At 33.4% G+C, this 22,187-nt stretch carries 15 protein-coding genes; 3 read left to right on the top strand and 12 right to left on the bottom strand.

What is annotated here, in order from left to right; translation table 11 throughout:
* Positions 1-254: 254 nt before the first annotated feature.
* Entirely contained in the window at positions 255-1,190 is a 936-nt protein-coding gene (locus bsdtb5_RS00725) for an FkbM family methyltransferase (RefSeq protein WP_271714147.1), read from the top strand.
* A 207-nt stretch (positions 1,191-1,397) separates the two neighbouring features.
* On the opposite strand, the gene bsdtb5_RS00720 is transcribed toward bsdtb5_RS00725, so the two are convergent.
* The 8 genes from bsdtb5_RS00720 to bsdtb5_RS00685 form a co-directional block, all read right to left on the bottom strand.
* A complete protein-coding gene (locus bsdtb5_RS00720; protein WP_271714146.1) occupies positions 1,398-2,603 on the bottom strand; it encodes an ABC transporter permease in 1,206 nt (401 codons plus the stop codon).
* Positions 2,590-3,513: an ABC transporter ATP-binding protein gene (locus bsdtb5_RS00715; RefSeq protein ID WP_271714145.1), complete on the bottom strand. Its 924-nt coding sequence runs from the start codon at positions 3,511-3,513 to the stop codon at positions 2,590-2,592. The genes bsdtb5_RS00720 and bsdtb5_RS00715 overlap by 14 nt, the downstream gene beginning before the upstream one ends.
* A 34-nt stretch (positions 3,514-3,547) precedes the next feature.
* Positions 3,548-4,888, bottom strand: a complete 1,341-nt coding sequence (locus bsdtb5_RS00710) for a hypothetical protein (protein WP_271714144.1) — start codon at positions 4,886-4,888, stop codon at positions 3,548-3,550.
* Between the two features lie 323 nt (positions 4,889-5,211).
* On the bottom strand, positions 5,212-5,904 hold the full coding sequence (locus bsdtb5_RS00705; RefSeq protein WP_271714143.1) for a peptidylprolyl isomerase: 693 nt from the start codon (positions 5,902-5,904) through the stop codon (positions 5,212-5,214).
* Between the two features lie 208 nt (positions 5,905-6,112).
* Entirely contained in the window at positions 6,113-7,903 is a 1,791-nt protein-coding gene (locus bsdtb5_RS00700; RefSeq protein WP_271714142.1) for an ABC transporter ATP-binding protein, read from the bottom strand.
* A gap of 50 nt (positions 7,904-7,953) precedes the next feature.
* Positions 7,954-9,282, bottom strand: a complete 1,329-nt coding sequence (locus bsdtb5_RS00695; protein ID WP_271714141.1) for an ABC transporter permease — start codon at positions 9,280-9,282, stop codon at positions 7,954-7,956.
* Positions 9,282-10,523 (bottom strand): ABC transporter permease subunit, encoded by a 1,242-nt coding sequence (locus bsdtb5_RS00690; protein WP_271714140.1) that lies wholly within the window; start codon positions 10,521-10,523, stop codon positions 9,282-9,284. The genes bsdtb5_RS00695 and bsdtb5_RS00690 overlap by 1 nt, the downstream gene beginning before the upstream one ends.
* Positions 10,516-11,427: an ABC transporter ATP-binding protein gene (locus tag bsdtb5_RS00685; protein ID WP_271714139.1), complete on the bottom strand. Its 912-nt coding sequence runs from the start codon at positions 11,425-11,427 to the stop codon at positions 10,516-10,518. Before bsdtb5_RS00685 ends, bsdtb5_RS00690 begins: the two co-directional genes overlap by 8 nt.
* 242 nt (positions 11,428-11,669) lie before the next feature.
* On the opposite strand from bsdtb5_RS00685, the gene bsdtb5_RS00680 reads away from it, so the two are divergent.
* A complete protein-coding gene (locus bsdtb5_RS00680; protein ID WP_271714138.1) occupies positions 11,670-12,611 on the top strand; it encodes a helix-turn-helix domain-containing protein in 942 nt (313 codons plus the stop codon).
* Positions 12,612-12,810: 199 nt separating this feature from the next.
* On the opposite strand, the gene bsdtb5_RS00675 is transcribed toward bsdtb5_RS00680, so the two are convergent.
* The gene (locus bsdtb5_RS00675; RefSeq protein WP_271714137.1) at positions 12,811-14,193 is read right to left on the bottom strand and encodes a GDSL-type esterase/lipase family protein; all 1,383 of its coding nucleotides are present in this window, start codon (positions 14,191-14,193) and stop codon (positions 12,811-12,813) included.
* A gap of 37 nt (positions 14,194-14,230) precedes the next feature.
* Complete coding sequence (locus bsdtb5_RS00670; protein ID WP_330611869.1) at positions 14,231-15,511, bottom strand: MBOAT family O-acyltransferase; 1,281 nt, start codon at positions 15,509-15,511, stop codon at positions 14,231-14,233.
* A 399-nt stretch (positions 15,512-15,910) separates the two neighbouring features.
* Between bsdtb5_RS00670 and nagA the strand changes: the two genes are divergently transcribed.
* On the top strand, positions 15,911-17,254 hold the full coding sequence (gene nagA / locus bsdtb5_RS00665) for an N-acetylglucosamine-6-phosphate deacetylase (protein WP_271714135.1): 1,344 nt from the start codon (positions 15,911-15,913) through the stop codon (positions 17,252-17,254).
* Between the two features lie 111 nt (positions 17,255-17,365).
* On the opposite strand, the gene bsdtb5_RS00660 is transcribed toward nagA, so the two are convergent.
* Entirely contained in the window at positions 17,366-18,238 is an 873-nt protein-coding gene (locus tag bsdtb5_RS00660; RefSeq protein WP_271714134.1) for a hypothetical protein, read from the bottom strand.
* A gap of 412 nt (positions 18,239-18,650) precedes the next feature.
* Positions 18,651-21,839: an isoleucine--tRNA ligase gene (gene ileS, locus bsdtb5_RS00655; protein WP_271714133.1), complete on the bottom strand. Its 3,189-nt coding sequence runs from the start codon at positions 21,837-21,839 to the stop codon at positions 18,651-18,653.
* Positions 21,840-22,187 lie beyond the last annotated feature (348 nt).

The following is a 22,187-nucleotide window of genomic DNA, read 5'->3' as shown; positions in this document are numbered from 1 at the left end:
TATATTTTAGCTCATAATTAAAATTATTAATAAAGTTTTATCTCAGGTATGACGATATATTATTTAAGATATATCTACTATTATTACCATTCTTTAAAATATTATGAGTCAAAATGTTTTATATGTTATTGAATATTTTGGAGTTCAGTAGTATCGAGAAAAGCATTAAAATATGCTTTTTTTGATACTACTGAACAAATACAAAGCGAATAAGTGTGCTTAATAGTATAACTAAAACAGTGAGGAGAAATGAAATGAAATATATATCAAGAACAATTATATCTGATATCCAATCGAAATATGATTTCATCATAGGTTGGGGAACCGGAACATTACTGGAAAGAAACTATAGAAAGGACTACTATCCTATGGAATTCATTGTTGATGGTAGAAAAAATAGAATAGATGAGAAATATCAGGGCTTGAATATCTATCCAGCAGAGAAATTACTTGAGCTTCAAGGGAAAATACTTATCGTCATTTATACAATTTATGAAAAAGAGATTATTGATAAACTTAATGAATTAGGAGTTAACGCTGATACGATTATCTATAATCTACTAGATGTCAAAAAAGGCAGTCGGACCCTACCTATATGGAATGGGAAAAATGCTGATGATATCTTTTTACTTGAATTAGCCTTGCGACTAGGTATGGAAGACATTCAATATCTTGATATCGGTGTATGTCATCCAATTATGCGTAATAATACTTTTATCCTTCATGAGTTAGGATATCACGGTGTTCTAGTTGAACCGAATCCCACATTTCATAGTCTGATTGAGGAATATCGTTCAAATGATACCTTACTCAAAATTGGAGCTTCCAATCAGGATAGTACATTAACATACTATAACTTTCCTAGAACTCCTGGCCTTAATACTTTTGATAAAGAGCACGCTAGTTATCTAATGCAAACCGAACCATATACAGAAGAAATTATACCTATACGAAATATCAATCGAATTATCAGCGAAAATTATGCTACCTATCCAAACATAATAGATATTGATGTGGAAGGTTTTGATTATCATATTCTTGAGTCCCTTGATACGCAAAAGTATCCTGCTGAGATCATAATGTGTGAGTGCACTTCACAAGATAATCCTATTATTAAATTAATGCAACGCAAAGGATATCGCGTATATTCACATACCATTGAGAATTATATATTTACTTTGAATGCATAAAAATACATTATTATTTTACTATAGTTAGATACTTCAATCTAGTAATATAAAAAACTCTTACGTTAAGTTTACGTAGTATTAAACCTAATGTAAGGGTTTTATTTGATCAGAACCGATGTAAAAAGCAATAGCGTCAGCCAAAATACTTTTTTATCACATTTATCATATTAAGCTATATGTAAGTCTGAATTTTCCTGAAGTTAACACTTATAATTCACGCTTCTCTATCCAAACCATAGCTATTCCCAGTAGAGCTAACGTAGCAATCATAAGCAAGCTAAGCATCAACGGAATCCCTATTCCTAACGCACCATGTAATGCACTACCACTTTGAAAATACAATAATACGTTACCCCCAACCGCACTACTCTCCTTCGGATATAAACTATATGTAACTATTGATATCATTCCAACTGCAATCAGAATAATAGTTCCCATCTGATTCTTAATAGTAAAAGACAAAAAGTGAATCAGTGAGATTGCGAACAGCAGAAATAGCAATGTGACGCCTACGCTAATGCCTATAGAATGGGTAATTGGCACTGCTTGATCGGTTCTCATTAAGGATGACCATGCTGTTTTAAAAAAGCCGAATGTTCTCGTAGCAGTTGTATTTACAATGACATAGTCATCAAATCCTGTTCCATATGCGAAAACTGCACGTAAGAACAGAACACCAAGCATAATACCTAAACCACATATCGATAAAAGAAATCGAGTACCAAACCTAGCGAGATATAGAGTTTTCCTGCCATATGGTAAAGTAAATATGACTTTATATGTGATCTGTTCAAAATCTGCTGCCCAACTGTCAAAGTTCCAAATAATAATCAGAATCATCATCAGCAAGAACATCAGACTGATTCCGGAAAGTGCGTCATTTAAGACGTATGCCCCTGTTGGAATTACTTTATTAATAGGAACATCCTGATTCATATTCTGATAAGCTTTTCGTAACTCCATTCTTTGCTTCCAGTCTCTCTTCGTATTACGATATAGATTGGTTATCCCAACTGCAATATTCTCTTTTGATACTTCTACTAATTGGGTATCGAGCTCGTCCTCTGCTTCCCTTATTCTCTTCTCATAACGATTTGGCCATTTCCAACAACTCCCAAGATTCGTATTTCGAATACTATATGTACTCCATACTCTTGCCATTATCTCTGCTTCCTTTGTCTTTGGATGACCTGGATACTCTTTTCGAATACGCTCTAGGCGATTCTGATATGCTTTTGCATAGGTCTCAATATCCTTTGCATGCTCACTAATCTCCTCTAATTTTGTATTCGGATAGTCTTTATATTTTGCAACATAGTCGAACTGATAGATTAGTAGAACGGAAATGATACCAATGAGGAGGCATAGTAGATTTTTCTTACTTAGAAACATCCTTATCTCATTCTTTATCATTACTACCGCTCCTCTCATAGATCGTCTTATAGAAATCTTCCAGATTAGCTTCACATTTTATGATATCATATACCGAGATCTGGTTGGATTGAAGAGAAGATATCATCTGGTTAAATTGTTCCTTACTCTCTATGGTTAATGCAATCCACCCATCGCCCTTCTCTAGCACTCTTATCTCTTTTCCTACTTCTCCTGACAATTGTTCTATTGCTCTTTGCACATCTGATACCTGAAGATGATATTCAAGCCCTCTCATAAGATGTGTTGGAATAATTCCATCATATACTTTTTCTCCTTGATCTAGGATAACAACACGATCGGCTAACTTCTCCACTTCACCTAGTTGATGAGAAGAAAATAATATGGAGGAGCCCTCTCTTCGAATGGCTTCCATCTGCTCACGAAGTTCGAATACTGCTTGAGGATCTAAACCGTTTGTAGGCTCATCTAATATAATTAATTTTGGCTTGGCCAATAGCGTCATAGCTAACATTAACCTCATCTTCATTCCCATAGAATATCCATTCGTTAACTTATCTAGATGAACTCCTAATCCAGTATACTCCTCCATCTCTTTCACACGTTCTCTACTAACTTTTCTCCATCTTCCCATTAGCTTTAGATGATCTCTTCCAGTTAACTGTGGATATAGGGAAGGTGACTCTATACTTGCTCCCAATGCACTTAGTGCTTCTTTCCTTTTTGTTGTAACATCCGCTCCATTGATTAATATCTTTCCAGACGTCATATGATATAGCCCACAGATGCATTTTATTGTTGTCGACTTACCACTTCCATTTGGTCCAAGGAATCCGACAATCTCTTGTTCCTTTACATCGAATTCTATATTCTTCAATATTCTGTGATTACCGATTTGTTTATTTAATCCCGTGATTGATAATACTGACATCCTACTTCTCCTCTCAATTGTTGACCCTCTAATTCTAGTAGTCCCTCTTATTATTCCATCTAATAATTGCTATGCTTACTATAACTATGGATACCACAAGTAGTATCACTGCATTTAGCCAGGTCACATGTGTTCCTCCAAGCGCCGTATCCCAACCTGACTGGATGGAGAATGGATTCCATTTTAGATTTGCTGGTACATATTGACTGATTCCATAGATTCCTGCAAAGCATACGGATATCAAGAGCGCTGTTCTATATCTCTTTGCTAATAAGCCTATTCCACATCCAACTAAGTTTAAGAATACAATCTTTAAAAAGGATACAATAAATGCAGTTATCATAAACTTCCACACTGGCCAGAATACAAGTGTAGATGGTGGGATACTATCATATCCTTCTATCTTCCTTCCACCGTAAGCCTTACCTATCCCTGTGATACCCCAATCGCTTGTATGCACATAGGGTTTCAATCCTAAGAAACCATTAGGATCTACTAGAATTGGAAGATTCCACCCGTGAATACCGTGTCTTAAACCAAGTATCAATAAAGGTATTCCAAAACCTATCCCAATTATCACAATAGAACTAATCCATATACTAAGATAATAATGTGTAAAAATATGTACTCTTTTACCCGGAACCAATTCCACAAGTTGTATACTTCTATTTTTCTTGCTTTCTACCATTACCGAGGTGGCAAACAGAATTATTAAGACTCCAATCAATACCGTTGGAAGTTGATCGAAGCTTAGTTGATTACTTAAAAACCACAACGGATTAATATTAATTGGTCCTCCATAGTTTTTTAGAAGAGTGCAGTTATATTCAATACTATATTTAGATGATTTATATAATGCAGCTTTATCGTCTTCGGAAGCATATGGATTTCCAACTAATTCTTCATAATTAAAGGGTAATTCTTTTAATTTTAAAATTGATTCATTTTGATCTAACATTTTATCAAATACTACTGATGCTGCCTTATGGCCTTTCTCTGGATCTGCATTTAGATTAAACACACAGATATAAGTCTGTAAATTAAATATAAATTCTTCTTTTTCCACTGATTTTTTATTTTTTTTATAGCATTTTGAGATATACCGATAGGTATCTACTTTCCAATTATCAAAAGCTAACATATTCTCAAACCACTTTGTCTCATTAGCAGAATGTTTTTGTGAATAAAATCCTCTCTTCTCTAGGCCAATTGTTGCTTCCTGCATTGCAGCTTGATAAGCCAGATCTTTTGCATTTTCATTATTAAAATTATTCACTTCTAGAAATAGCACGGTCTTTAGGCAAAGGATTATTAATATAAAGATAAAGATCCATGTGACTTTGTTTTTAAATATTGATTTTAATTCATATTTCATATGGACTCCTTTCAATGGAATACTAGACGAGCGACATCTGTCACCAATGCATATATGTTACACCTGTCACCAGGTAATTTCAAGTATTATTTCTCAGATTTTAACATTTTGTTTTACCTATTGTTATTTAAAACACCTCCGATCTGGAATATATATATATCCTGTAAAATGGTTCGTCCGTTTAATGACCTGTTTCTAAATATATTCAAGCAATTAGCACTAAACAAAAAAATACAATGAAATTTCAGAAAATTATCAAAGTTCTTGAAACCTCATTGTATTCTTTCTTACATATCTTATTCTATCCATCAAATCAATATCATTTATTTGTATTTCTCAATCTTAATCGACTGAATAATTACATCTTTCTTCGGAAAGTTCTGCTCATCTACTTCAACATCCGCAATCTTATCTACAACCTCTAGTCCTTCATATACTTGTCCAAATACGGTATATTTCATATCGTAATCTGGAACACCACCTAACTTCTTATAGGCATTTACGATATCTTTTGCATAGTCGCCATCTGCTTCTAAGTCCTCCATTGTCTGCATGATATCATCTTCTACTTTCTTATTATGTACGATAAAGAACTCACTTGCGTTAGTATCGGCTTCTCCCATATTTGCTAAACTAACTGCTCCATTAATATGTATATACTTTTCATCGAATTCATCTTCAAAATATTTTCCCCAGATACTTTCTGGCTTATCCGTCTCTGGACTCGCAGCATGTATAAAGTAATCCTTTTTAATTCGATAGAAAGTCTTGCCATCATAGTAACCTTTTTTAGCTTGTGTTGTAAAATTCTCAACTGCTTTTGGCGCAATTTTAGGAAATAGACGCATTTTCATGACCCCATAATTCGTTTTTATTACAGCAATCTCTTCCCCTTTTTGTGGTGCTTTTACTTGTTCTAAGTTAACCTTTCCCGAACGAAACGATGTTATTACTAGTGTTGCTACAATTATTATGGTGATTGATAATAGCGCTATTAAATAATGTTTTCTTTTCATGATTCCACCCATTCCATAACGCATCTACTGCCCTATGCACTGCCACATTATAAGAGGTTGAAAGAATCGATTTGTGGCATTCCTTTCAAATATTATTTTCTTTCAAACTTTGTATCTAATGATTCGCGTTCTTGCTTTTTGTTGACTCTGAAGATATTTTCTTGATTGATGACTTTACCCATAACCACCATCAGAAATAAAAAGATACCTATGCTTCTTGAGTCTTCCCATAATATAGCTGTTGATATTTGCTACAGTTCTCAATCAGTTCAGAATGGTAGCCATCTGCTATAAGTGTTCCATTATCTATTAGTAATACTCTTGGCTTAATCTCACTAATATTAGATACTCGATGAGTAATTAATATACTTATTTTATCCTTTGTCTTTTGCTTTAAGATTTGAAATATTTCATTTTCAGAGATTGGATCCAGTGCTGCTGTTGGTTCGTCTAAGATATACACATCCGCATCTCTTATAAATGCTCGACCAAGTGCAACTTTTTGCCACTGCCCTCTAGATAGCTCTTGTCCATCAAACCAATGCCCCATCTGAGTATCTAATCCACCTGGTAATTTATTATATATATTATTAAGCCTGACTTCTGATAATATAGATATAATTTTATTGTCTTCTTTCATACAATCTAAATTACCAAATGCAAAGTTTTCTCGAAACGTAAATTCATAATTGTTGTAATCTTGAAAAATAACACCCAATTGTTGATGTAAGCTCAGTTTATCAATCATTCTTAACTCTACTTCATTAATATATATATCACCTTCATAATCATTATAAAATCCAACTAATAACTTAATTAATGTAGTTTTCCCAGAACCATTTTCACCAATAACGCTTATGATTTCATTTCTATGTATTGTAAAATTAATATTTTTTAATGTGTAAAATGAATTACTTGAATATTGATAAGAAACATGTCTAAACTCTATCTTATCAATTCCATTAATTCTTATATTACCATCAATATTGTCCTCTCTCTCAAGGTCTAGAAATTTATAGAATTCTTCAATATATAAAATATCACTATAAATATCTGCCATATTATTGAGGAATCCTGTCACGCTGGATTGTATTGATCCTAAACTATTAATATACGCTACCGTATCTCCTACCAACAATTTTCCTTCCGCAGCCATTAATACAATTCGAAATATAATGAATATTCCAATTAGCTCGTCTATATATCCTAATATAATGGACCAGATTGCCCTTTTTCTCGCGATACCCATATCTTGCTTTTGCTTCTTGTTATATATGTCAGAGTATATATTTGTTAAATATTTGCCAATATTGTATATCTTAATTTCTTTATACGCAATATCATTTGTTAATAAATAATTGATATAACTCATCTTTCTTATCTCATATGTTCTATTATAATTTATTCGATAACTGAGATAACCGATTATAGCATTTACAATTGTTGTGGCTATTGGAACAATTAATGCTAGTAGAAAAATAAAAGACTTCCATGATAACATCATAATTGCAACTGATATTACGGATGATAACTGCGATATACTAGTTAATATCTTAGAATATATAAAGTATACCCTAGTTGCTCCATCTCCTTCTGCTCTTCTTAAGGTATTATATAGTTCAGAGTCTTCAAAATCCCGTAGATGGAGCTCATTACATTTACTCAATATATCCATGTTAACTCTATAATCAACTTTCATTTGATGAACTGATGTTATATATTTGCTAACTGAACCGACTCCTTGAATTATGATGTTAGTTATTGCATAGATAACGAGCACTTCCAATACACCATTCATTTTAATATGATTTACATTCGCAATTGCATTAATTAATATCTTAGTTGCCCAGATAGATGCGGCAGATGATATTCCAATCAGAATATTTAAGATGAAGGTTATTGCAAAATATACTTTATCAATGCAATAGATATGCTTTATTGTACGTAGAATAAGTGCTATAACTCTTTTTGTCTCTCTTCTTGTTGGCTTTTGCTTCATTGAACAATCTCCTTGATTGTTGATTTCTGTAATTTTTTGCTAATAAAGCTTTATAAATTTTTCTTTCTAAAATATAATATATTGATCGTAATAAGTATGAAACTTGCACCTAGGTATATCAATATTGCTGGTAATGCTGCTACATTATAGGTGCCTCCTAGGATACGTATGGGGTTCGTCATGGAAAACGGACTATAATTATAAGAATCCGAAGTAATCAACGGATTACTTAAGACCATACCTACTATCGTAATCAATGCTGATGATAAAAATGCTACTATTTTATTTTTTAATAGACTAGAGATTAATACATTCAATGATACAAAAAATAAAATACAAACGGATAAAAGAAGAAGAGATAATCCTAGGAATTGATATAACGGCATTACAGTAAGTTGATTGCTAATACCTCCATTAACTCCTTTGGGATAAAAAGATAAATAGTTATATCCAATAATAATATTTTCTCCCCTTTTTATAAGATCGTATTCTACATAATTATGTATTGAGCTTAAAGAACTAAAACTATTCTTTAAATACACCACTGGATAATTGAAGTTTTTAAAATGATCTCCAATTCCATAGGCAATTACAATTGGTATCGAACCTAAAATGGTAACAAATAGCGTATGCAATATCCCAACAATTATCTTTGTTATTAAATATTTCATTCTAGAAAGTGGCTGCGTTAGTAATAGTTTTATACTTCCATTACTATGCTCTTGGTTTATACTATCGAACATAAGAATCAAAACCAAGAAAGCAATAAACATTGGTATAATCTTGTTATAATAATGATAACAGAAGGTCATGCTATCCATTTGGTATTCATTACTATCCTGTAATCCTTTTTGATATAAGTTATAGTAAAACTGTGCATCCAACAAAAATTCAAAATACATTCCCCTGTTATGATAGAATGACACAGGTTCAAAACTCACCTTATCATAATCCACTCCATTACTAACCTGTTCCCACATCCCTTTTGTTTTATTTCGAAAACTAATCTCTCGTAATCTTCCATCTCTTTCCGCACCTTCTTTTGCTAATAATAAGTAGCCAAATGTAGTTGCCCTATTATACTCTTTCATATCATTATTTTGTATTGCTTGATCCGCTTGTTTTCCTGCTTTATCCAATAAATCATAACTATACTTAACTATTTTATATGTATTTTTATTATTCAACTTTTCTATATCATCTACCTGATATCCGGCTAAGCTCTGAAAAGCATCTCCCATTGTATAGTATACCTTATACTCATTTGCTTTATAATTCTTAATCACTAATATTGAAATTAATATTAATACTAATATAAGCACCCAAGTTTTCACTTGCCGAATCCTTCTTTTTAATTCATTCCATATTAACACTCCCACTAACTTACACCTCCTAACAAATCTTTTCTCTGATATGTGTAACAACTAATCAGAAACAATAAGATAACTATTATTCCATTTAACAAAATTCCAAGTAGGAGTGGTGCATTTATTTGAGCATTTAGTATGTTATATATATTAATGTATCCCAAGAAATAATAACCATGCAGGGAAGTTTTCTCGTCTAGGAAAGAACTAAATACAAAGCTGAGCAATATTAATCCTGTAATTACCCCAATAGTTACTGAAGTAGAATCTGTTATAACAGAGATAAACATTGTCATCATCACGGTGGCAATTAATAGAACAAAAAATAACGAATACCCCATTACTAAGTACGTTCCTATGGATACGATCTTTACGTTTCCTATGCTATTACTGATTGTAACTAACGAATATAACATCTTATTTTCTGCTATTGTCTCAGGATAGTGAATATCCCCCACGCCATTCATAATACTAGTGATACAAAAACTTATGAATAATAATACTGTTACAACGCCTACACTTGTTATTCCAGCACTTATTATCTTCGATATAAAGATTTTTCCTCGGGCAAAAGGTTGTGTCAGATAGAGTTTATAACTTCCCTCCTCCATCTCCCCTATAAAGATGTCGATACATAATAGAGTAACCAATCCTAATAAGATCATTGGAATATAACCTTTGAGCATCAAATACAAAAAGTTAATTCCAGTTAAGTGATAGGGATTATTCCCAATTTTTATATTATGTTTAATCAAATATTTATCCAATGTAATCTGTCTTTGTAACTCAGCCGGCGCTTCCCCTTTTGCTTTTAAGTTCTCTTTACTAATAAATTTGCTTTTCGCTCCTATTAGTAAATTTTCATATTTCTTAATCTCAATCTCTTTTCTATATTTTTCACCCTTCACCTTATGATTCTTATAATAATATACTAGTTGAAAAGAAGTTATCTTCTCTTGATCCCAGAAGTCAAATTCCTCGTTAATACGTGGGTGAGATTTAAGCATCCTTTCTTTTTGCTCTGTATTTGCCTTTTCTAAGCTTGCCTTATACATAGATAATGACTGCTGAATACCACTTGCATTATCATACTCCATTTGCATTGATTTCTGTGTTGCTCTATCATAGTTCATCTCTTGATAACTATAATACACAATAACTCCAATGAAAAATAAGGCTAACCCCTCTAGAATCAATTGATTCTTTCTTTGTTTGATAAATTTATATAATTCCGTCCGAATTAATCTACTCATGATGATCACCATACACTTCTTGATAGATAGATTCGATATCTAGTTCCATCTTATATATATCCAATATTTTGATATCTTGATTCAATATTTCTTTCAGACTTTCTGAGAATAACTCTTGATCATCTACCATTACTTTTAGACTATCCGTTCCAAGTACCTCTATCTTATCGTTAGCTATTCTTTGTTCTAAGATTTTCTTTGTATTTATCACATCAGATACTTGTAATATATAGTGCATATTTCCATCTAACGCTTGTGGAGTATCAATAATTCTACCATTATTAATACAGATGATACGATTTGCTAGCTTTTCAATCTCTCCTAATTGGTGAGAAGAGAATAAAATCGATATCTTTTCTTCCTTAACTAGGTTATGTAATGTATTTCTTAAGTCAATAATTCCAGTTGGATCAAGGCCATTGGTCGGTTCATCTAAAATTAAGAATTGTGGTTTGCTTAAAAGGGCAATCGCGAGTCCAAGTCGTTGCTTCATACCCATAGAATATTTACCTGCTTTGAGATTAATCTTCTTATCTAACCCAGTAAACTCAATTAACTCATTTACTCTTTCCTTGGGCACTTTTCGCATCTTAGCAATAAGATTAATATTCTCTTTCCCTGTCATATCCATATATAATCCTGGGCTTTCTATTAGAGCGGCTTGACAAGATAAGGCTTTGTCCCTTTCTTTTAGAATATCATATCCGCCTATACATATCGTTCCGCTATCTGGAAAGATTAGATTGCACATACATTTCATTGTGGTTGACTTTCCTGCACCATTTGGACCAATAAATCCTACGATTTCATTTGGACATATGTGAAAGGACACATCCTTTAACACTTGACGCTTTCCATAATATTTGTTTAGATTTTCAACTGTTACTACATAATTTTCACTCAAAATCCATTCCCCCTCTAATATTTTTTATTGCACAAATAGAGTTTTTCTTTTTCAAGAAAAACTCTATCACCCTCGTTACTGTATGGATACATAACTATTATATGATGTAGCATATATTATTTTCTGCTATGTTCTCCTTTATTTTTACCTTTTTTTGTATTATAATTTTTTTACAGCAAGTCTACAAGTGACATTACTGCCACATGATAGTAATCATACTTTACATATAAGGGGTGACTTACATGACCTACTACACTTTAGGTGAACTATTAAAATCTCTACGTGAATCAAAGAACCTTTCCCAAGAAGATACCTGTAAAGGAATCTGTGACCGTCGTACCTATATAAGATGGGAGAAAAATGAAGTAGAACCTTCTAATCATAATTTACATTTACTTTCTAATCGTTTGAATTATGATATACAAGCTTATTATAAATTTTTAATTCGTAACACTTCTCCAAATGTATGGGATTTAAAACAGAATGCAGAATCATGTATTGATAACGAAGATTGGGCAAAATTATTACATTACATTCATGAAATGGAGCAAACTTCTCATTTTAAAACTAGTGAAAATGCTGCTCTGCTATGTTATTATAAAGCCTTATATAATAATTGTTACTTACATAATTACACTATCTCACTCGACTATTGTGTTCAAGGGCTTCAGTATGAGAACCCTTCTTTTTCTATTAATACTTTTGAAATCATCTTTTACTCCAATACTGATCTATGCCTATTGAACTGCCTTGCATGTAACCTAAATAAATTAAATAGACCACAGGAAGCTAATCATATTTTTAGTCAAATGATCCAAAGTATTGATAAGAAGCTTATACCAGAGATTACTTATTATCAATCTACTGAATTTGAGACTAAAATTTATCAAATTGCAATCTATAATCTTACTTTAAATTATCAACGTTGTAACGATCACAAAACAGCTCTACATTATATAGAAAAAGGTATCCAATTTTTATTATCATCAAATTCCCTATATAATTTAGCTAATTTATTAAAATTAAAGTTCAAAACACTCTATGCTTTAGAAAACTATAAAGAATCTTCAGATGCCTATAAATTATGTCTTGGCTTATATCAATTAGAAAACAAGGAAGCAATAATCGAAGAATGTAAATCATCAATTAACTCTGATTATCCGAAACTCTTATCATATTTATAAAAAATCTATACCTTATACGTACCTACTAATACCTTAACAAATTCATTAAATATATCACTTTATAAAATGTTGAATATTTACCTCATATTGTCACATAAAAATACCATGAAGTTTAGGACCCTATTTATCCCTAAAAACTCCATGGTATTATTCTTTTTATATCTAATTATGCTAATTCTATATCTTCTAAAACCCCTTCCTACTTCACCACAATTCCATGCTTCATCAAGAACTTCGTCCAGATCTTATAATAAGCTGCTTTTAGATGAATGTTATCAAACGTATACTTCTGAGGAATTCCTCCTGTCCTATCCGTTATTGCTTCATTCACATCGATATAGAAAATATTTTTATTATTCGCTAGCTTCTTAATATGCTCATTACGAGTTCGAATATTTTTATTATTAAAGATAGGATCGGTATCCGATTTCTTCTTCGTTACGTTCATAATTGCTTGTATATATATGATTGAATTAGGCTGTAATTCATGAATTTTACCTATTACTTTTTTATATTCTTCTGCAAAAGACTTGGCTGTACCACGACCTAATTCATTTATTCCAAGCATGATATAGATCTTCTTAAATGATTTCTTGGTTAACGCTCTCCCAATTGTCATTTGCTGACCATTTAATTTGGCAACTTTCTTATCCATAACGTCATAGATGGTTAGACCTACATTTGCAAAGTAGGTAGGTTTCTTCCATCCTGAATACTCCGATAATCCTACTGTTCTCGAGTCGCCAATAAATAAAGCATCATCAAAATAGGATTTTGGTACACTCTGGAAAGAATAAGTTTTCGAGTTATCTTCTGATTGCGCTTCTTCTTTCTTCGTATATTGCTTTACATCCTGTTTTGTATCTTGATTGGTATTTTGCTTAGTATCATGCCCTATATCATTCTTTGAATCTTTCTTGGTGTCTTGATTTATTACTTTGGTTGAATCTTTATTACTATCTTTCTTTGCTACTGCTGCCGAACTATCCTTCTTTTCCCCTTTGGTATCCGCTTTCAGAACTTTTGCGGATGCCTTGTTCTTACTAGTCTTTCCTTTATCCGTAAGATTATTTTTTGCCTGTTTTTCTTTTCCCTTAACTTCTTTTTCCTTATTTTTATTATCTGCTTTTGATGTTGATTTCTCTTTATCTATCAGATTGTTATGAGACACTTTATCCTTTGAATCCTTACTTGCATCTACACTATGTATCTTCTCTCCACTATCAACACTATCATTTGTCTTCTCGTTGTTATTACTAGCAGACCTATCCACCATATCATTACCCGTTGCTTGCTCACTGCCATCTTTGTTCTGGGTACTGTCATCATCTCTAACATCATACTCTGGATCCATAGAGTTGTGTTTCTCATGCTTCGATTTCTTATCACCCATATTCCAAGGATACTTTCCTTCTTCTATCCCTTCAAATACCGCCGCAAGTTGCGGTGTCTTGAGCGTTGCACTAGAATAATTTTTATATATAGTACTCTTACCAACATACCCAATGATGGAAAATAGAAGTGAACTAATAATGATCGTAAGTAGGAGAGGATATTTTAATAACTCTTTTAACTTTTTCATACTAACTCCATATCTGCGACTAGCTCGCAGTCCTTTCCTAAAACTTAAAATACATAAATGGATTATTACTACCATTGGCTAGTTGATAGATGGAAAACCAAAATACAACCACTAAAAATACAATACTAGGAATGCTGCTTTCATGTTTTACAAACCATCTCCAAGCATATGGCATACTAAAGAAGATTCCAAGAAGGAATAACCATTTATACATCTCTACATACTTTATAAAATCATATGCATTTACATTGATTCCTGGCACTACTGCAAACATTCTTCCGAAATAAGTTCCAACATCTGATAGATTATTGATTGCAAATAGCATCCATGAAACTGGTATTATTACTAACATATAGATTCTAGCAAGAAATCTAGATTGATCCAATTTCTTCTTTAAGAACATTTTCTCGATATAGATCAATGCAAAGAGGAGCAAGCCCCATAGTACATAATTCCAACTTGCACCATGCCATAGACCAGTTAGCATCCATACAATGAATAGGTTAAACGCAAGTCTTGCCGTTCCTCTTCGATTTCCTCCCATAGGTATGTATACATAGTTTTTAAACCATGTTCCAAGTGTAATATGCCATCTACGCCAGAATTCTGTTACTGACTTCGACATATATGGATGATTAAAGTTGTTTGGAAGGTTGAATCCTATCATTTTGCCAACACCAATTGCCATGAGGGTATACCCATGAAAATCAAAATAAAGCTGTAAGCTATACCCAATGGCACCTAGCCAAGCTAAAGGTGTAGATATACTTTCAAATCCAATGGTTTGAATATCATTCCATAGAAATGCGATTCGATCTGCAATTAGTACTTTTAATCCAAGCCCAATAATAAAGATCTTAAGTCCCTTTTCAAATTTTTTGAAAGAATATTTTCTATCTATAAGTTGAACGTCAATATCCGAGTAAGTAACGATAGGCCCTGATATTAACTGTGGAAACATACTTACATAAAGGGCGAATTTAAAGATTGACCTTTCTGCTTGAATCCTACCTTGATATACATCAATCACGTAGGATACTACTTGAAATGTATAGAAACTGATTCCAAGTGGAAGCGCAATGGACAAGGGAGCTATCTCATGGATTTTCGTTACTCCCTGTAGATTGGAGATTCCATGCGACATTGCATTGATATTATCTATCATAAAGTTAATATATTTAAAGAAGAAGAGCATTCCAAGATCGTATACTAATCCAAGAATTAGCCACATTGTCTTCTTTTGTTTTATGTCTTTTGATTTTCCTATTTGAACTGCTATGCTATAATTTACTATAATAGATAATAATATTAATAGCACATGCTTGGGTTCTCCAAAGGAATAAAAACCGAGACTTCCTATTAGAAGTACGATATTACGATACCGACCTGGGGTTATGTAATATAGGATTAAAAATATAGGTAAAAAACGAAATATGAACTCTAAACTGCTAAAAACCATTTGTGTGTTATCCTCCTATCCTGTGCTTTCTCATAACACTGATTCATAATACCAGGATTTAAGTTACGCACCAGATGAAATTATACTCTTTTTTACGCAAAATACCATTACGTAAGCATTAATTTATTTTACAATTCGACAAAATTTATTACATAATAATTAAATGGATTACATACATTTCCAATGTCTCCAAATAATTTTATTCCAAGTAATTATTTATGATAAAAATTAAGAGCAAATTTAATAGGGAGGCCAAATATGCTTATAAAAAATGCAGCTGTATATCTAGAAGATGGTCACTTTCATAAACAAGACATCACTATTTCAAATGGTACTTTTGGATTGGATCGTACTTTGATAACGGATTGTACTCTAACAGATGGTCATAACGATTCTTCTGTGAGCAATTGGATTGATTTAGATTCTTTTGTTTCTAAACCTCATGACGAGAATATAAGATGGGAAGACTCTATTCTTGATGCTTCACATCTCTATGCCATTCCCGGGCTCATTGATATCCATTTTCATGGATGTGCCGGGCATGACTTTTCAGAAGGCACTTATTGTGCAATAGAAAAGATAGCAGAATACCAGTTAAGAAACGGAATTACGAATATTGTTCCTGCTACCATGACTCTTAGTGAGGAGTCTTTATTCAATATATGCAAGAGTGTTGCTACTTATACAAGCTTACCTTTGAATTCTGCTAACTTAAAATCACCATTTACGAAATCATTTATGAAACCTCCTATATCCTCTATGGATGTAATTACTCCCATAGGACAGTATTTATCATCCGCTCAATTCACTACTTCCATACTATCCGGAATCAACATGGAGGGTCCTTTTCTATCGCATGATAAAAAAGGCGCACAAAACGAACAATATCTTAAACTTCCTGATATTGCACTATTTGAGCGCCTCCTTAAGGCTTCTAATAATATGATTAAATTGATTACAATTGCCCCTGAACTTCCTCATTCCTTGGACTTTATCAAGCAATTCTCGAAAGACGTAATTATCTCTCTTGGACACACCATGGCAGATTACGATACAGCAAAGAACGCACTTAATATGGGTGCTTCCCACATTACTCATCTATACAATGCCATGCCTGCCTATTCTCATAGAGCTCCTGGTGTCATTGGTGCCGCCTTCGATTCAAAAGACTGCACCGTGGAACTTATTTGCGATGGCAATCATCTTCATCCAAGTGTAGTTAGAAGCACATTCCAACAATTTACGGATAACCGCATTATCCTAATTAGCGACAGTATGATGGCTACTGGACTATCCGATGGAACCTACTCCCTTGGTGAGCAAGAGGTTACCGTAAAAGGGACACTCGCTACCTTGGCAGATGGTACCCTTGCTGGTTCGGTTACGAATCTGATGGATTGTGTAAGAATTGCCGTGAAAGATATTGGAATTCCATTGGAAAGTGCCATAAAGTGTGCGACCATCAATCCCGCCAGAAAGCTTGGTATTGATGATAGATACGGAAGTATTGCTAATGGAAAAGTTGCCAATCTAATATTACTAGACCGCAATCTTAATATTAAAATGATAATGTTATATGGGCATATAATCGTAATAAGTTAAAAGCAATTTTTTGATTTTGAAAATAATTAAAATAATATAGACAGCAACTTCTATTAAAAAGTGACTGTCTATATTACTTTAACTTTGTCTATTCAATAAGAGACGCTTAGTTTATTGGGTTTGATATTTTTCTGAGAGCAGAACATAAAGTGTTACCCATTTATTAGGTTGACCTACCATACCCACATTGATATAAGGCTCCGCAAATGATTCGCTAAGAATGTATTTATTCTCATTGTCTTTTTTGCTATTTAACAAATCCCATGCTTTGTCGCAATTAGGATGATTCCCCTCACCCAGAACCGAAATCCCATACATAATCATATGTAACCCCATGTGTACATGATCAATTGGATAAAATGTCCCCGCCATCTCTTTGATAATTACCTTTTCAGGGTCGTCAGAGCGAAAAGCAACATTGTGATCTATATAAAATTTTATTAATAGCTCATATTGCGGCAGAATAATGCCTTTCTTTTTCAGCTCTGCAGCGAGTAATAGATAAGTAGTGGTCTGTCTATAGCAACCCATATCAGGCAACCTAGAGTCGTTCTTTTTCTTGTTCTTGTCCAGACATCGAACTGTGCCGTCATGGCGTATAGTTGAAAAAGCCAATGATATTTGATCTTGTACCCATGGATGCTCGTAATATCCAAGCGCTACCAGATTCCTCAATAATAATATTTTGGCACACTTCGTACTCATATTTATATTTTTGATGATACGTTCCATATATTCATCTATAGGTACATCATAACGTGTTAAACCAAATTCCGTGAGTGCCAAGAAAGCGTTGATATCCTCCCACTTATTATTAAGTTTGAATTTATCCATGACTATTCTAAGACTTTCTGAACTTAATAAATCATCATAAGCCTTTTTCACTTCAAGTTCATCTCTTGACATACCAAGAAGCTCGGTCATTGTACGATATTTTACTTCTGGGGTGTCATCTGTAATAAGCCAATTGATTACATTATTCATTGTTTTCTCCTCTTATATATTTCTTCATGTATTTTATTAATAAACCCTCTACATCACCTTTGTTCAGCATCTGGGTAGTCTTATTCATACTCACTATTCTGAATAAACTTTACACTATCTTGTTCATCCATGGATACTTCAACAGAATCACTCGCTTTATAGGCAACTATCGTAACAAGGGTATCGCCTTTAGGAATAGTACAAATCTATATCCTATTTTATACAAAAGACCATGAAGTTTCAAGAAATTTCCTTTTTTCTCAAAACCCATGGTCTTTTATTATTATTTAACCTATTTATTTACAACATTTTATACCTATTCATAACTGTTGAGCTAGATTCTACTCTTAATAGAAATTGTAATTTACAATAACTTAGGAATCACAGCACTTTATCCACAACAACCTGGTAATTACATCACTTTTTCCACACCAAGCACAACATCTTCCCCATTGATGTTCCATTCTTTTGTGAATCCTTTAGTCTCACCAAGGATGATGTGTTCTGCTAATACTTCGGATTTAATCTCTTCTGCATTACGACTAAAGATCTCAGCAATCTTATCATTGTTATCTTGGTATACAACGATGTGATCCATTACTTCGAAGCCTGCATCTTTTCTCATTGTCTGAATCTTACTGATGATTTCTCTTACATAACCTTCTTCAATAAGTTCTTCTGAAAGGTTTGTATCAAGAACTACAGTGATTCCGTAATCTGAATTAGATTCATAGCCTTCCATCTGAGCTGCATCAATTAGTAGATCATCTTTTTCTAGGACTTCTTCTACACCATCTAAAGTAATCTTTAGAGTTCCAGTCGCATTGATTTCATCCATTGATTTATTACCCTCTAAGTTTGCTAATACCTCTTTTAGAGCATTTAATTGCTTACCAAATCTCTTACCTAACGTTCTAAGTTGTGGCTTAAAGCTATATGATGTAAAGTTTCTTACATCATCGGTAAATGTAATTTCTTTTACATTTAACTCTTCTTTCACGATATCTTGGTAGAAGCTTGATAAATCAAAGTCTGCTTTTACGTACATATTTCCAATTGGTTGACGATTCTTGATGTTCGCTGTGTTACGAGCGGCACGACCAAGTACTACAATATCTAGAACTGCTTCCATGTTCTTCTCTAATTCTTTGTCAATGTGTGATTCTTCACATACTGGGAAGTCACATAGATGAATACTTTCTTTTGCAGTCTTATCTACGCTTCTTACTAAGTTTTGATAGATATCTTCTGTCATAAATGGAATCATTGGAGCTGCTGCCTTACATACAGTAACTAATGCTGTATATAATGTCATATAGGCATTAATCTTGTCTTGTGGCATATCCTTTGCCCAGAAACGTTCTCTACTTCTTCTTACATACCAGTTACTTAATTCGTCAACGAAGTCTTGTAATGCTCTTGCTGTTTCTGGTAATTTATAATTTGCTAAGTTATCATCTACAGTCTTAACCATTGTATTTAATTTAGATAATAACCATTTATCCATAACTGGAAGTTTATCATAATCTAGTGAATATTTTGTTGGATCAAAGTTATCAATGTTCGCATATAGAACATAGAATGCATATGTGTTCCATAGAGTTCCCATGAACTTTCTTTGTCCTTCTAATACGGCATCCTTGTGGAAACGGTTAGGTAACCATGGAGCACTATTAATATAGAAGTACCAACGGATAGCATCTGCACCGAATTCCGCTAATGCATCAAATGGGTCAACTGCATTTCCTTTTGATTTACTCATCTTCTGTCCGTTCTCATCTTGTACGTGTCCAAGAACGATTACGTTCTTATATGGCGCTTCGTTAAAGATTAGAGTGGAAATAGCAAGTAAGGAATAGAACCAACCTCTTGTCTGGTCAACTGCTTCACTGATGAAATCAGCTGGGTAATTGTCTTTGAAGATCTCTTCATTTTCAAATGGATAGTGCCATTGTGCAAATGGCATACTTCCTGAATCGAACCAACAGTCGATAACTTCTGGTACTCTCTTCATCTCTTTGCCACAGTCTGGACAAGCGATTGTTACCGCATCAATAAACGGACGGTGTAATTCGATATCGTCTGGGCAATTCTTAGACATTGATTTTAACTCTTCAATGCTTCCAATTGCATGTTGATGTCCGCATTCACATTCCCATACATTTAGTGGAGTTCCCCAGTAACGGTTACGGCTAATACCCCAATCTTGCACGTTATTTAACCAGTCACCAAAACGACCTTTACCGATACTTTCTGGAATCCAGTTTACTTTATTGTTATTCTTAATTAAGTCTTCTTTTACATCCGTCATCTTGATAAACCAAGATTCTCTTGCATAGTAGATAAGAGGAGTATCGCATCTCCAACAGTGTGGATAACTGTGCTCGAATTTTAATACTTTGAATAATAATCCTTGCTCTTTTAACATGGAGATGATTGATTCATCACCTTTTTTACAGAATACGCCTGCAAGATCTGTTACTTCTGGTTTGAATTCACCTTTTCCATCAACTAATTGTACGAATGGAAGGTCATATTTACGGCCTACTTGTGAATCGTCTTCACCAAAGGCTGGAGCGATATGAACAACACCAGTACCGTCGGATAATGTTACGTAATCTGCCAATGTTACATAGAATGCTTTCTTATCAACCTTTGCATAATTGAATAACGGTTCATATTCTTTATATTCTAAGTCTGCACCTTTGAATTCTTCTTCAATGGTGTAATCGCCATCGATAACATTTAATAAAGATTTTGCTAAGATATATTTTTCAGTCTTAGCTACTTCTACTGTTTCACTAGCTTCTGAATCTGCTGATGTCTTAATTAACTTACCATTCGCATCAAGATTTACACTTACTTTAACATATTCGAACTCTGGGTTCACACATAGTGCAACGTTAGATGGAAGTGTCCAAGGAGTTGTTGTCCATGCTAAGATATATTCATTTTCAGCGTCTTTTACTTTAAATTTTGCAATAACTGATTTCTCTTTGACATCTTTATATCCTTGTGCTACTTCGTGAGAAGCAAGTGGTGTTCCACATCTAGGACAGTAAGGCACAATCTTGAATCCTTTGTATAATAAGCCTTTATCCCAGATCTTCTTTAATGCCCACCATTCGGACTCAATAAAGTTGTTATCATACGTTACATATGGGTCCTCCATATCAGCCCAGAAACCAACGGTTCCAGAGAAGTCTTCCCACATTCCTTTGTATTTCCATACGCTTTCTTTACATTCCTTAATAAATGGAGCTAGACCATATTCTTCGATTTGTTCCTTACCATTCAGACCTAATTTCTTCTCGATCTCAAGTTCTACTGGTAGGCCATGGGTATCCCATCCAGCTTTACGAAGAACTTTCTTGCCCTTCATTGTCTGATATCTTGGAATCATATCCTTGATAACTCTTGTTAATACGTGACCGATATGAGGCTTTCCATTAGCAGTTGGAGGTCCATCATAGAATGTAAATGTCTCTCCTTCCTTTCTCTCATCGATACTTTTTTCAAAAATGTTGTTCTGATTCCAGAATTCAAGGGTATTCTTTTCTCTTTCAACGAAATTCAGATTCGTGGATACTTTGTTGTACACGATTAACTCCTCCTTTAATATGATCTTGATTTTGTTTTAACTTGTTTGAGTTCAATGGCTTCTATTGTGTTGAAGCTATCACTATTATTTTAACTATTACCATATTTTCTATTTTTCTTACATGAAATAAGAAAAATAACAAAAAGTTTGCAATGCAAACTCTCGCGTCAAGCGCGGTCGCATCTGCGATATCTTCCATTCGCGCTTGTGCGCATCCTGCACGGAGTGCTTTTTAATTTATAGGAAATTCGAAGCAAGTTCCTATAAAGATTAGGGTGTAAAAGCCTTTCTTAGTCTAAATTGTGTATATCGCTGTATAATTATTAATTTTGGCGTAGTCCGGCCGAA

Origin of the sequence: Anaeromicropila herbilytica (genome assembly GCF_016591975.1) — a bacterium.
GTDB classification, from domain to species: Bacteria; Bacillota; Clostridia; order Lachnospirales; family Lachnospiraceae; genus Anaeromicropila; species Anaeromicropila herbilytica.
Note: the sequence above shows the minus strand (reverse complement) of the source record. Positions and strands in the feature narration are given on the sequence as shown.